This is a genomic window from Myxococcus guangdongensis (assembly GCF_024198255.1).
GTDB lineage: Bacteria > Myxococcota > Myxococcia > Myxococcales > Myxococcaceae > Myxococcus > Myxococcus guangdongensis.
This window is the reverse complement of record NZ_JAJVKW010000001.1, coordinates 39,775-53,397: the sequence shown is the minus strand read 5'-3', so window position 1 is coordinate 53,397 and position 13,623 is coordinate 39,775. Positions and strand designations below refer to the sequence as shown.

The following is a 13,623-nucleotide window of genomic DNA, read 5'->3' as shown; positions in this document are numbered from 1 at the left end:
ACTGACGGGAGCGCGACATGAAGGTGGGATTCGTGGGACTGGGCAACATGGGGCTGCCCATGGCGAAGAGCCTGCTCGGCGCCGGACATGCGCTGACGGTGTGGAACCGCTCGCCGGCGCGAGGCGAGCCGCTGGTGAAGCAGGGCGCGCGCATGGCGGCGACGCCCGCGGACGCGGCCCGGGGCGCGGACGTGGTGTTCAGCATGCTCGCGGACGACGTGGCGGCGGAGGCCGTGTCCGTGGGCCCCCAGGGCATCCTCGAGGGCCTGGGCAAGGGCGCGGTGCACGTCTCCTCCAGCACCATCTCCGTGGCGCTCTCCCAGCGCCTGACAGACGCGCACGCCAGCGCGGGGCAGGGCTATGTGGCCGCGCCCGTGTTCGGCCGTCCCGAGGCCGCCGAGGCGAAGCAATTGTGGGTGGTGGCCGCGGGCGCGCAGGTGGACGTGGAGCGCGTCAAGCCGCTGCTCCAGTCGCTGGGCCGGGGGCTCACCGTGCTGGGTGAGCGCGCCTCCATGGCCAACGTGGTGAAGCTGTCGGGCAACTTCCTCATCGCGTCGATGATGGAGGCGCTCGCGGAGGCGTTCGCCTTCACGCGCAAGTCCGGCGTCGAACCCCGGCAGTTCCTGGAGGTGTTCCAGTCCGTCTTCGCAGGCTCTCCCATCTTCGCCAACTACGCCCGCGCCATCGCGGAGGAGCGCTACTCCCCGGCGGGCTTCGCCCTGCGGCTGGGGCTCAAGGACGTGGGGCTGGTGCTGGAGGCGGCGCGCGCGGCGGAGGTGCCCATGCCGCTGGCCAGTCTCGTGAAGGACCAGTACCTGGGCGGCGTGGCCCAGGGACATGGGGACCTGGACTGGTCCGCGCTGGGCGCGCTCGTCGCGGAGCGCGCGGGGCTGGGCAAGCCTCCTCGTTGAAATGAAACGCCCCGGGCGAGCGACGAGGCGCGCACCCGGGGCGGGGGACGACAGGGGGCTCCAGGCGTTGGCGCTGGAGCCCCGCAGGACGGCTACTGCCGTCCGTTGACCTCGGCGACGGGGATGGGGAAGAACGAGTGCGGCGGGACGTTGGGGTCCAGGTTGCGCGGCAGCTCGTCCAGCTTCCCGTAGCGGCGCATGTCGATCCACCGGTGGCCGCCCTCGAACATCAGCGAGTAGCGCTTCTGCTTGAGCAGCTCGTCCAGGGCGTTCTCCGCGGTGATGTCCGCGCGCGCCGGCAGGCGGCCGGAGCGGGTGCGGATGTAGTTGATGTCATCCACGGCGGGGCCAATCTGGCCCAGGCCGAGGTTGGCCTCGGCGCGCAGGAGGATGAGCTCCTCGTTGCGGATGATGGGCACCGACGCGTCCGCGGACGTGTACAGCGTGAAGCGCAGGTCCGTCGTCAGCTTGCCGTCCGCCGCGCTGACAGGGGCGTCGAGCTTGGTCGTCTTGCGCGTCACGCGGTCATCCACCGGACCCCCCGCGCCCACGGTCTCCGCGTCCGTCGCGATGGACGGGTGGGCGAACACGGTGGTGGCCAGCAGGCCGTTGTCCGCGTCGCCGGAGGCCGCGCGGAAGACGTGGTAGACGCCGATGTTGAGCGAGGCGAGCGCCGCCGCCTTCGCGCCGTCCTCGGCTGGGGCGTTGGAGGCGATGAAGGACTGGCTCAGCGCGGTGAGCGCGTCCTCGTTGCGGCCCATGTACACGGCCACGCGCGCGCGGACGGCGCGGTTGAACGTGCGGAACGTCGCCGGCGTGTCGAAGCCGTTGAAGCCCGTGCTCAGCCGGAACGAGAAGCTGGCCCCGGCGTTGTCCAGGTGGCCCGCGGCCGTGTCGAGCAGCCCGGCGATGTGGGCGAACACCTCGGCCTTGCCCACGATGGGGGCCAGGTCCGCGCCCAGCGGGCGGTCCACGTCGATGGGGGCGCCGTTGGTGTCACGCGTGTTGATGACCACCAGGAAGTCGAGCGCCTGCATCGTCTTCGCGAAGCCGCGCACGCCCTCCTTCTGCGCGTCCGACAGGCCCGCCACCTTCTCCAGCGCCGCCAGCAGCGTGTTGGCGTTGCGGATGTTGGCGTAGGGCCCGGTCCAGTAGTTGCCACCGAAGGCGGCGGCGCCCGGGTCCAGGATGGGGCCGAGCATCTCGTCGATGGCGCGCGGGTCCGCGGGGTCGAACACGTACGCCTCGCGGCCGATGACGCCCAGTTGCGCGACGTAGCCGTTCGGCGCCGACACGCCCGCGCGGTGACCCAGGAGCAGGCCCGTGGACGCGCTGTTGATGCCGGAGACGGTGGGGTTGTCGCGGAAGGCGTCCAGGCTGGGGTTGTTGAGGTCGCCGATGTCCAGGCTGCCGCAGCCGCCCAGGCCCACCGCCGCGCACAACGCCAAGAGGGTCTTCTTCGTCTGGTACTTGTTCATGGCTTAGAACCCGACGTCGAGCGACGTCCAGAAGCTGCGGCTGGGAGGGAACGGGGCGACGTCGATGTTGCGCGCGATGGCCTGGTTGCCGAAGTTGCTCACCTCGGGGTCCAGACCCGAGTAACCGGTGAAGGTCAGGAGGTTGCGGCCGCTGATGCTCAGTCGCGCGTTCTGCAGCTTCGGGATGGACGACACCCAGCTCTTGGGCAGGTTGTAGCTGACCGTCACCTCGCGCAGCTTCAGGAACGTCGCGTCCTCGATGTAGATGGTCGCGTTGCCGCGGCGGTTCGCCACGCGCTCGCGGCCCGCCGTCTCGAAGTCCACGGTGGTGCCCGCGCTGTCATACAGGTAGCGCGTCAGGTTGATGATGTCGCTGCCCTGCTGCCAGTGCCACAGGAAGGACAGCGTCACGTCCGCGTAGCGCAGCGTGTTGGCGAAGCCCATGGTGAAGGTGGGCTCCGTGTCGCCAATCTTGCGGACGATGGGGTTGCCGTTCGCGTCGCGACCCACGTTGCCGACAATCTGGGTGGCGGACGCGCCCTCCTCGATGAAGAACGAGCCCAGCGAGTTGCCGAAGCCGCCCGCCTGGAAGCCGGCCACCGGCAGGTTGGTCACCTTGCTGCGGTTGAGCGCGAAGGTCGCGGAGCTGGTCCACTCGAAGGGGCCACTCAGCGGCGTCACCTGCACCATGGCCTCGACGCCGCGGTTGCGCAGCGAGCCACCGTTGACGAACTGGGTGGTGAAGCCCGTGGAGGTGGGCAGCGCGCGGCGCAGCAGCATGTCGCTGATGCCACGCTGGTACACGGACAGCTCCAGCGTCAGGTCACCGCCGAACAGCAGCGCGTCGACACCGGCCTCGACTTCACGCTGGCGCTCCGGACGGATGTTCGGGTCGCCCGCCACGCCCGTGCCGATGAGGCCCGGGGTGCCCTGCACGTTGTTCAGCGCGCTCATGCCGCTGAACTTCATGCCGTACTGGGGCAGGTTGCCCGTCTCGCCGTAGGCCGCGCGGACCTTCAGCTCGTTGATGAACGCGGGCGTCGTGGGGATGCGGTACGCGGCCGCCAGCTTGGGGAAGAAGAAGAGCTTGTTGGGGTTGCCGTTGACGCTGGACTGCTCGCCGCGGATGGCGCCCACCAGGGTCAGCCGCTCCTCGAGCAGGAGCACTTCCTCCTGCAGGTAGTAGCCGCGGTCCCGCACGTGGTTGGCGTCGTCGCGGACGCCAATCACCGTGCCGTTGTCCACGCCGGGCTGGCCGGCGTTGAGGTTCTCGCTGATGACGTAGGTGGAGTCGATGCGGCGCTCCTCGAGCTGCACACCGACGGACGTGGTGGCGCTGAGGAACTTGGAGGCCGGCTTGTAGCTGTGCACCAGGTTGAGGCCGCCGTTGAGGTTGCGCACCTGGCTGGTGCCGAACAGCGACGTGCCCGGGAAGGTGTCGTCCGCCGGCTCGAAGTTGAGCTCGGGCGGGAACAGCAGGCGGTTCTCCTGCTGGAAGCGGTCCACGCCCGCGTTGGCCAGCACGCGCAGGTGGTGCTCGTCGGTCTTCATCAGGTGGAGGGTGGCGTCACCGGACCCGATGAAGCGCCACACGTCCTCGTCGTTCTTCACCAGCGCCGCCGTCTGCAGCGGGTTGGCGCCGTTCTGCAGGAACGGGTTGACCGGGTACACGCCGGCCGCGTCCGGGTCCATGTTCAGGAACTCGGGCACGTTGGGCAGCACCATGTAGTTGGTGATGGTCTGGTTGTCGTTGTTCGTCAGACCGCGCTGCCCCAGCGTGTGGATGAGGTTGGTGGCGACGTTCACCTCCACCACTTCGCCAATCGTCTGACCCAGGTTGAGGCGGAACGACTCCTTCTCGTACCCGGTGTTCTTGATGATGCCCTCGTCGTTGCGGAGCATCGCGGACGCGAAGTAGCGCGTGTTGCCGCTGGCGCCGCTCACGCTGGCGAGCGTCTCCGTGGACAAATCACGCCGGCCGCTCAGCTTGGCCTCGTGGTCATACCGGCTGCCGGTCCAGTAGTCGGCGGCCGCCGGGCCGAAGGCCTCCACGGCCTCCTCCACCGTCTCGAAGCGGCGGGTGCCCAGCTTGTTGGCCAGCGTGTACATGCCCACGCGCTGGGTGAGCTCCACCTTGGGCTCACCGGCGCGGCCGCGCTTGGTGTTGATGATGACGACGCCGTTGGCGGCCTTGGAGCCGTAGATGGCGGCGGCGGACGCGCCCTTGAGGACCTCGATGCTCTCGATGTCGTTGGGGTTGATGTCCGCGATGCGGTTGACCTGGTTGTCCTGGGTGGGGTTCGGGTTGGAGCCGCCCACCGAGTCGGTCACCACGTACACGCCCGAGGCGATGGCCACGTCGCTGACGAGCACGCCGTCGATGACGTAGAGCGGCGCGGTGGAGCCGTTGATGGTGGACACGCCGCGCAGGCGCATCTGGATGCCGCCGCCCGGGGCGCCGGAGTTCTGCTGGATGTTGGCGCCGGCGATCTTGCCCTGCAGGGCCTGGTCCACCGTCTGCGCGGGCGCGCGGTTCATCTCCTCCGCGCTGACCGAGGCCACCGAGTTGGCCAGGTGCTTGCGCGCGAGCTCCGAGGCGCGGCCCACGACGACCATCTCCTCGGAGAAGACGTTGTCGAGCGCCACGTTCACGCTGGTCTGCCCGGCGCCGACGCGCACCTCACGCTCGCCGTAGTCCTGGCTGGAGAACAGCAGCGTGGTGGCGCCCGGCGGGACGTTGGGCAGCGAGAACGTGCCGTCCAGCTCCGTCTCCACGCCCTGGGTGGTGCCCTTGATGATGACGCGCACCAGGGGCAGGCCCTCGTTCGTCAGCCGGTCCGCGACGCGGCCCTTCACCGTGCGGCCCAAGGAGGGCGCGGGCGCCGCGGCGGGCGGGGGGGAGGTCGGAGTCGTGGCGGCCGGGTCCTGCGCGGGAGCGGGTGCCGGGGTCGCCGGAGCCTGCGCCGCGGGAGCCTGCGGCTCGGGAGCCGGAGGCGTGGCTTCCTGCGCCATGGTTTCCAACGAGAAGAGTGCGATCACGCACCCCGGAATCAACGCTCTCTTAAGCGTCATTCGGATCTTTCCTCGCAACGTGGGAGCGGCCCCCCCTGCAGGTGCCGTGGGCGCGAATCGTCGGTGGGTGAACTGAACCAAGTCAATGGTAAGACTTGTTTTTCAAGAATGTTGGCCAAATCCATCCAAACGGAAATATTCCGATCTCGTATCGAGGGCCGACTGACGCGAAGCGCGATGGACCGGCTCCACGAGGGACACGGGAGGGCCTGCCCGAGGGGAGATGTCGTGGATCTCCGCCAGGTCGACGTGGTGGGAGGGGTGGTGGCGTAACCGGACCGGGCCCCCGCACGTCGGGGCTGTAGCGGGTTGTGTTGGCGCGGTGCATCCGTGCCTGCGGCCGCCCGGTTCCACCGCGCGCGCCGGGCACAGAACGGCGGCGCCGGGGGTTCTATCGGGTCAGCCGGAGAAAACGGGCTCCGTCGGCCAGGAGTGGCCGGCGAGATTGGTTGCCCCCAGGGCCGGCCCTCCCATAAGAGGCGCAGCGGATATGGCGATGAACGAGCGTTACGAGCCGCAGGCGATTGAAGGTAAGTGGCAGGCCCGTTGGGACGAGGCCGGCATCTTCCGGGCGGGCGAGCGTCCGGGCGCACCGAAGAAGTACGTGCTCGAGATGCTGCCGTACCCCAGTGGCAAGATGCACATGGGGCACGTGCGCAACTACCTCATCGGGGATGTGTACGCGCGCTACTTCCTGATGCGCGGCTACGACGTGCTGCACCCCATGGGCTGGGACGCCTTCGGCCTGCCGGCGGAGAACGCGGCCATCAAGGACGGCGTGCACCCGGCCATCCGCACCCAGGAGAACATCGTCTCCTTCAAGGCGGAGATGAAGAGCCTGGGCTACAGCTACGACTGGTCCCGCGAGGTGAACACCAGCCAGCCGGAGTACTACCGCTGGAACCAGTGGTTCTTCATCAAGATGCTGGAGAAGGGGCTCGTCTATCGCCGCTTCAGCAAGGTGAACTGGTGTACCGGCTGCCACACCGTCATCGCCAACGAGCAGGTGAAGGACGGCGTGTGCGAGCGCTGCTCGTCGCCGGTGGTGGACCGCGAGATGCCCGAGTGGGCCTTCCGCATCACCGCCTTCTCGCAGGACCTGTTGGACGCGCTGGACACGCTCAAGGAGTGGCCGGACCGCATCACCTCCATGCAGCGCAACTGGATTGGCCGCTCGGATGGCGCGGAGGCGGACTTCCGCGTCCAGGGGCATGACGCCTCCATCCGCGTGTTCACCACGCGCGTGGACACCATCCATGGCTGCACCTACGTGGTGCTGGCGCCGGACCACAAGCTGGTGGCCCAGGTGACGACGCCCGAGCGCCGCGCGGACGTGGACGCCTTCGTGAAGAAGATGGCGGCCCAGTCCAAGACGGAGCGCACGGGCGAGGACACGGAGAAGGAGGGCGTCTTCACGGGCGCCCACGCCCTCAACCCCTTCACCGGCCAGCCGGTGCCCGTGTGGATCGCCAACTTCGTGTTGAGCGACTACGGCACCGGCGCGGTGATGAGCGTGCCCGCGCACGACGAGCGCGACTTCGCCTTCGCGCGCAAGTACAGCCTGCCCGTGAAGGTCGTCATCCAGCCGGCCACGGGCGACAAGCTGCCCGCGGGCGATGTGCTGGAGGCGGCCTACACCGAGTACGGCGTGCTGGTGGACTCGGGTGAGTACAGCGGGAAGACGTCCGAGGCGGCGCGTCAGGAGATGGCGCGCAAGCTGGAGTCGGAGGGCAAGGGCCGCGCGACGGTGACGTACCGCCAGAAGGACTGGGGCTTCAGCCGCCAGCGCTACTGGGGCACGCCCATCCCCATCGTCTACTGCGAGAAGTGCGACCCGGAGCGCCACGGCATCCCCGTGCCCGAGGCGCAGCTGCCCGTGAAGCTGCCGGAGATCGACGTGCAGGAGGTGCTCACCGGCAAGGGCGAGCCCCCGCTGGCCAAGGTCGCCTCGTGGGTGAACACCACGTGCCCCAAGTGCGGTGGCCCCGCCCGTCGTGAGGCGGAGACGATGGACACCTTCGTCGACTCCTGCTGGTACTTCGCGCGCTACCTGTCGCCGCACTACGACGCCGCGCCGTTCGACCCGAAGGAGGCCCAACGCTTCCTGCCCGTGGACATCTACGTGGGCGGGCCCGAGCACGCGGTGATGCACCTGTTGTACTTCCGGTTCTGGACCCGGGTGATGAAGCTGCTGGGCTTGAGCCCGGTGGACGAGCCCGTCAAGCGCCTGATTACCCAGGGCATCGTCAACGGCCCCGACAAGCGCAAGATGTCCAAGCGCTGGGGCAACGTCGTCGCGCCTGCCTCCATCATCGAGAAGTACGGCGCGGACACCGCGCGCGCGTACGTGGCGTTCGCCGGCCCGCCGGAGCGTGACTTCGACTGGTCCGACGCCCAGGTGGAGGGCGTGTTCCGCTTCCTGAAGCGCGTCTGGGTGCTGGCCTCCACGCACCAGGCGGCCGTCGCGGGCGCCACGCACGCGGGCCCCTTCGAGGGCAAGGCGCTGGAGATCCGCCGCGCGGCGCACAAGGGCCTGAAGCGGGTGGGGGAGGCCATCGAGCGGCTGTCCTTCAACACCGCCATCGCGGGCATCATGGAGTGCCTCAACGCGCTCTCCGACGCGGGCACGCCGGAGACGCCCGCGGAGAAGGCGGCCATGGCGGAGGCGGTGCGCCTGTTGTCGATGATGCTCACGCCCTTCGCGCCGCACATCGCGGACGAAATCGCGGAGGCCTACGGGAGCACGCAGCTCACCGTCTCGCAGTCGTGGCCCGAGTTCGACCCGGCCCTGGTGGTGGATGACGTCATCCCCTACGCGGTGCAGGTGAACGGCAAGCTGCGCGCGGAGATTCAGGTGGCGGCGGACGCGAGCGAGGCGGACGTGCGCGCGGCGGCGGAGGCGGACGAGCGGGTGAAGTCCGCCATCACCGGCAAGACGCTGCGCAAGTTCGTCTTCGTGCCCAAGCGGCTGGTGAACTTCGTCGTCGGCTGAGCGGGGAGTCGGGTGCCCACCGAGGTCCTCGTCATGTGCACCGCGTGCGGTCGGCCCCAGGCGGCGGGCGGCGCGCGGTGCATCGCGTGTGGCGCGCCCCTGCCGGACGCGCCGCTGCCGGCCCCACCGCCGGCGGACGTGCCACCGCCGAGTCCTCCCGGGCCGTTCCTGACGGCGGACCTGGGGGGAGGCCGCCAGCTCGTCGGCGAGGCGGGACGGCTGTCCTATCGCATGGCGGACGGGGTGGCCCCCCGGGTGGTGGAGCTGGTCCACCTGCGCGCGCTGACGCTCGAGTCACGGCCCTTCCTGGAGGCGCTGATGCTCTGCGGCTTCGGGGCGCTGGGGGCCGTGGCCTCGGTGCTCGTGCTCAAAGTCGTCGCCTTCGGATTGACGGCGCTGGGGGTGCTGCTGGCGGCCGTGTGCCGCGTGCACACGCTGGTGCTGGAGACGTCCCGTGGCGGCACGACGCGCTGGTCCCTGGGGCTCGCGCGGCGTGGCTCGGAGCGGGACGCGCGGCTGCTCCAGTCCTGGCGCACGCTGGCGGGCGCGCTGAAGGCGCGGGGCGTGGTGGTGACGGACGCGGACGGGCGCCCGGTGGACGGGCCTCCCGCTTGACGCAAGGGCCGGGGCGGGTAGGGTGCCGCCCCATGTCGCTCCGCTCGAAGCCCGCCTCACGGCGTCTCCACGTGGCCGTGTTGCTGTCGGGCTTGGGGATGGGGACGGCGCTGCTGTCCGGGTGTGGCTACCGCTTCACGCCGCGGGGCGAGGGACTGCCCGAAGGCGTGAAGTCCGTGTGCGCGCCCATCTTCACCAACGACACGCCAGAGCCCGCGCTGGAGACGCTCTTCACGCGCTACTTCCGCCAGGAGCTGACGCGCGTGGGGCGGCTGGGCAGCGGGGCGTCGTGCGACGCGAAGGTGGAGGGGGCGGTGCTGTCGCTGTGGAGCTCGCCCACGATTGTGGGGCGCTTCTTCCGCGTCGCCGCGACGGTGCGCCTGCGGCTGGTGCGGGAAGGACAGCCACCCCAGGAGACAGTCATCTCGGGGACCGAGGACTACCTGCCGGGGAGTGGAGACATCCTCGAGGCCGAGTCCAACCGTCAGGCGGCCCTGGACCGGCTGGCGCAGGTGCTCATGCGGGATGGGTTCGATCGGCTCGCAAGCACCTGGTGAGGAGGCGAGAAGCCTCCTCCCGGGGAGCCTGTTTCGAGGACTGAGTGGGGACTCGTCGAGGAGCCCCCGGGTGCATCAGGCCTGACGCGCGCTCTTGGCGGCGGCCTTGGCCAGGCGGGAGATGCGGCGCGCGGCGGTGCGCTTGTGGATGACGCCCTTGGTCGCGGCCTTGTTCAGCGCCTTGGAAGCCGACTTGAGCGCGTCCGTCTTCTTGGCGCCGTCCTTGGTGCCGATGGCCTCCCGGGCGGACTTCACGGCGCTCTTCACGTCCGTGCGGACGGAGACGTTGCGGGCGCGGCGCTTCTGGGACTGACGGTGACGCTTCTCTGCGGACTTGGTGTTGGCCAAGAGAAATCTCCAGCGAAAGGCAGGCTAAAAAGAGGGGCCGTCCTTACTGCGACGCCTCGCAGGCGTCAAGACGGGCGTGCGCGTTCGGACGGGTTTTCCGGGCTCCGGACGCGATCAGAGGGCTCTGGCGGAGGGAATCACCCAGCCTGGGGGGTGTATTCCCACACCAGCCCGGCGGGGTCCCGGAAGGTCAGCCGCCCGGCGCCCGATTCGAGGATGGCGCCCGGCGAGATCCGCTCGACCTGTTGGCGGATCATCTCCACCGCGTGCTCGGAGGGTGCCTCGAGGGTGAGGGTGGCCTCCGGAGGCGCTGTCTTCGCCCGCCGGAAGACGAGCCGGATGGATCCGCTCTCGTAGCGGGCCTCGTCCGCCGGGACGCGGGCCGGGATGATCCACCCGAGCGCGGCCGCGAGCGGCGTCCAGAAGGCGGCCTGCGCCTCCAGATCCACCACCCCCAGGCGCAGGGTGGAGAGGGGGGCGCGGGGCAGGGTGGTGGGGGGCGGGAGGGACTTCTCCTGGGCCTTGGCCGCCTGCCAGTGGCGCTCCATGTGCTCCAGGGTGGCGCCGCCGAAGGGGACCCCCTCGTCCCGGAGTGCCGCCTCGATGTGCTGGAAGCGTCGGGTGAAGCGCAGGCTGGCCAGGCGCAGCGCGTCCTCGGCGGGGGTCTTCACGAAGCGCGCGAGGTTCGCGAGCGAGAAGAGGACGTCCCCCAGCTCGTGCTCGATGGCGGCCTTGTCCCCGGAGGCGATGGCCTCGTCCAGCTCGTCCAGCTCCTCGGCCAGCTTGCCTCGCACGCCGGCCAGGTCCGGCCAGTCGAAGCCGATGCGGCTGGCCTTCTCGGTGAGCCGCTCGGCGCGCAGCAGGGCGGGCGCGGCCGTGGGCACCCCGTCCAGGACGGAGCCCTCGCTGCCGGTCTTCTTCTTGCGCTCCTCGGCCTTGAGCTTCGCCCAGTTGGCCAGCACCTGCTCGGAGCCGTCCACGCGCTGCTCGCCGAAGACGTGGGGGTGGCGGCGGGTGAGCTTGTCGCTGATGGCCCGGCTCACGTCGGCCATGGTGAACTCGCCCCGCTCCGCGGCGAGCTGGGCGTGGAAGACAATCTGGAAGAGCAGGTCTCCCAGCTCCTCGCACAGCGGGTGCCAGGGGCCGCCCTCGGTGACGCGGTCCATCTCGTCCAGGACCTCGAAGGCCTCCTCGAGGAGGTAGGGCCGCAGCGTGCCCAGGGTCTGCTCCCTGTCCCAGGGGCAGCCGTCCGGGGCCCGCAGCCGCCGCATGATGTCCACCAGACGTTCCAGCTCGGTCCCGGGGGTCCCCATGTCGTTCACGCCTCCCTCGCGCGGGGCCGTCCCGCGACATGCCGTCCCTGTAGCACGTGGCCCTGGCCCGCCGTCCTGGAAAGCCGGTCCTGACCGGGCAGGTGGCGTTGTCTTTCGTGGTTCGGCCCGGCTCGCCTATCATCCGAGCCCTGGATGATCCGCTTCCTGCTTCCCTCCCTCCTCCTCTCGGGCCTGCTGCTCCTGTCCCCTGCGTCGGCCCTCGCGCAGCTCGAGGCGCCCACGCGCCTCCAGGAGGTGGATCCAGGCCCGCTCGAGCCCGACCTCCAGGATGAGTCCTACGACGCGGCCGGACCCGAGGACGACACCCCCGTCGAGGACGGTGAACTCGACGTCGACGACGAGCAGGATCCGGCCTCCCGGCGCGCGGGCCGGGGCGAGAAGGCCAAGGCGCCCCCCGCGCGCACCGCCACGCCCACCCCTCCCGTCGTTGAGCCCACGCCGGCCCCCGTCATCGTCCCCCGGCCCGTGCTGAGCCCCGTCCTGACGCCTCGCGTGTCGGACGAGGAGGTGCTCGCGGTGTGGGACCGCTGGCGGCAAGCGCGCTCGACGAACGACGTCGCCACGGCGGAGAAGGCGCAACAGGAGCTGGTGACGCTCAAGCAGGAGCTGCTCGCCGCGGACCTGGAGCCCATCAGCGTCGGCTTCCTGCGCGAGTCCGACGTGCGCCGTCGGGCCGGAGACATGGGCGGCGCGGTGCGGCTGGCCCGGCTCGCGGTGGAGCTGTCGCCCCGGCTCCCGCTCGCGCACTTCGAGCTCGCGGAGCTCTATGCCCAGGAGGACTTCACCGCCGTGGGTCGGGTGCTGGGCGAGCTTCGCGCCGCCTTCCTGGCCATCGCGTTGGACCCTCGCTACCGGGGCCCCGCGTTGGCGGACCTGGGTTCGCTGTTGCTCCTGGCCTGGTCGGCCACGGCCGTGCTCTTCGTCGCGCTGCTGTTCCTGAGGCGCGTGCGCTACGCGCTGCACGACTTCCACCACCTGCTGCCGCGAGCCGTCGCCCGCTGGCAGTCGGCGCTGCTCGGGGTGCTGCTGCTCGGGCTGCCGCTGACCCTGCCGTGGGGCCTGGCGCCCCGGCTGCTGGTGCTGCTCGCCGTGGTGGCGGCGTACCTGACGAACCGGGAGCGCGTCGTCTCCGCCGTGCTGGTCGCGGGGCTCGGCCTGACGCCGCTCGCGGCGGGGCAGCTCACCCGGGTGACGGCCTTCGCGGGCACGCCCGCCGAGGACGTCTACCTGCTGGAGCGAGGAGGCCTGTCCGCCGAGGGCGCCGTGGCCCGCGTCAAGGCGCGGCACGAGTCGCGCGCGGCCACCTTCGCGGAGCTCAACGCGCTGGGGCAGTACGAGTCGCGCCGGGGGCTGTTGGAGGACGCCCGCACGCACTTCAAGGCGGCCTCGGCCGTGCGCAGCGGGGATGCGCGCCTGTTGACCCGCTTCGGCAACGCGCTGGTCGGGCTGGGGGACGTGGACGGCGCCGCGCAGCTCTACGTGCAGGCCTCGCAGGCCGACCCTCGGATGGCCGCGCCGCACTACAACCTGGCGCAGCTCTACCGCCGGCGGGCCAAGACGCTGCCGGACTCGGAGGTGGGCAAGGAGCTGGACCGGGCGGCCACGGCGACCGCGTCCGCGCAGGCGCTCGATGGCGAGCTGCTCCGCCGCGAGCCTCCTCCGGACGACCGGCTGCTGCTGAACCTCTTGACGCTCGCGCCCACGGTGCCGGCGTCGGAGTGGCTGTCGCTCGCGGACGGCTCGGAGGCGGGGCGGCGGGTGGAGGCGCAGCTGTCGCGCTGGGTGTTGCCGGGCGTGGCGCCGGGCCCCGTGTCGTGGCTGCTTCCCGCGGGTGTCGCCGGACTGTTGATCCTCTGGGGACTGGCGGCGCGGCGCCTCAAGGCCGCGAAGGTGTGCGAGCGCTGCGGCCGTCCGGTGTGCACCCGGTGCGACCCGGAGCTGGGCGTGGGCAGCAACCAGTGTGGCCAGTGCGTGAATGTCTTCAGCCGCCGGGGCCTGGTTCCCCAGCAGCTGCGTCAGCGCAAGGCGGATGAGGTGCAGCGTCACCAGGCCTGGGTGGGTCGGGTGACGTACGCGGTGGGCGCGGTGCTGTCCGGCGCGGGCCACGTCTTCTCCGGCGGCACGGTGCGCGGCGCGCTGTACGCCTTCCTGTTCCTCTTCGCGCTGGCCGCCTCGCTGCTCTACCGGGGCCTGGTGCGGGCGCCGTACGCGGACGCGCCGCTGTACCTCAAGCTGGTGCCGGCCGTGCTGCTGCTGGTGGGCATCCACCTGATGTCGCTGCGAGGCCTCGTCCGCTTGCGCAGGGAGGAGGAGTAG

Annotated in this window: 9 protein-coding genes; 5 read left to right on the top strand and 4 right to left on the bottom strand. The window is 70.7% G+C overall.

Features of this window, described 5'->3' with window-relative positions; translation table 11 throughout:
- Positions 1-17: 17 nt before the first annotated feature.
- A complete protein-coding gene (locus tag LXT21_RS00220; RefSeq protein WP_254036069.1) occupies positions 18-911 on the top strand; it encodes an NAD(P)-dependent oxidoreductase in 894 nt (297 codons plus the stop codon).
- Positions 912-1,003: 92 nt separating this feature from the next.
- On the opposite strand, the gene LXT21_RS00215 is transcribed toward LXT21_RS00220, so the two are convergent.
- Entirely contained in the window at positions 1,004-2,389 is a 1,386-nt protein-coding gene (locus LXT21_RS00215; protein WP_254036068.1) for a RagB/SusD family nutrient uptake outer membrane protein, read from the bottom strand.
- 3 nt (positions 2,390-2,392) lie between these two features.
- Entirely contained in the window at positions 2,393-5,401 is a 3,009-nt protein-coding gene (locus LXT21_RS00210; protein ID WP_254036067.1) for a SusC/RagA family TonB-linked outer membrane protein, read from the bottom strand.
- A gap of 550 nt (positions 5,402-5,951) precedes the next feature.
- Between LXT21_RS00210 and leuS the strand changes: the two genes are divergently transcribed.
- The 3 genes from leuS to lptE are packed head-to-tail and all read left to right on the top strand — an operon-like array spanning position 5,952 to position 9,625.
- Positions 5,952-8,453, top strand: coding sequence for a leucine--tRNA ligase (gene leuS / locus LXT21_RS00205; RefSeq protein WP_254036066.1), 2,502 nt, complete (start codon positions 5,952-5,954; stop codon positions 8,451-8,453).
- A gap of 12 nt (positions 8,454-8,465) precedes the next feature.
- The gene (locus tag LXT21_RS00200) at positions 8,466-9,068 is read left to right on the top strand and encodes a hypothetical protein (RefSeq protein WP_254036065.1); all 603 of its coding nucleotides are present in this window, start codon (positions 8,466-8,468) and stop codon (positions 9,066-9,068) included.
- A 32-nt stretch (positions 9,069-9,100) separates the two neighbouring features.
- The gene (gene lptE / locus LXT21_RS00195; RefSeq protein ID WP_254036064.1) at positions 9,101-9,625 is read left to right on the top strand and encodes an LPS assembly lipoprotein LptE; all 525 of its coding nucleotides are present in this window, start codon (positions 9,101-9,103) and stop codon (positions 9,623-9,625) included.
- Positions 9,626-9,700: 75 nt separating this feature from the next.
- Here lptE and rpsT read toward each other — a convergent pair whose 3' ends face one another.
- Positions 9,701-9,973: a 30S ribosomal protein S20 gene (gene rpsT / locus LXT21_RS00190; protein WP_254036063.1), complete on the bottom strand. Its 273-nt coding sequence runs from the start codon at positions 9,971-9,973 to the stop codon at positions 9,701-9,703.
- A gap of 137 nt (positions 9,974-10,110) precedes the next feature.
- Positions 10,111-11,286, bottom strand: coding sequence for a nucleoside triphosphate pyrophosphohydrolase (gene mazG, locus LXT21_RS00185; protein WP_254036062.1), 1,176 nt, complete (start codon positions 11,284-11,286; stop codon positions 10,111-10,113).
- A 153-nt stretch (positions 11,287-11,439) separates the two neighbouring features.
- On the opposite strand from mazG, the gene LXT21_RS00180 reads away from it, so the two are divergent.
- Positions 11,440-13,623, top strand: a complete 2,184-nt coding sequence (locus LXT21_RS00180) for a tetratricopeptide repeat protein (RefSeq protein ID WP_254036061.1) — start codon at positions 11,440-11,442, stop codon at positions 13,621-13,623.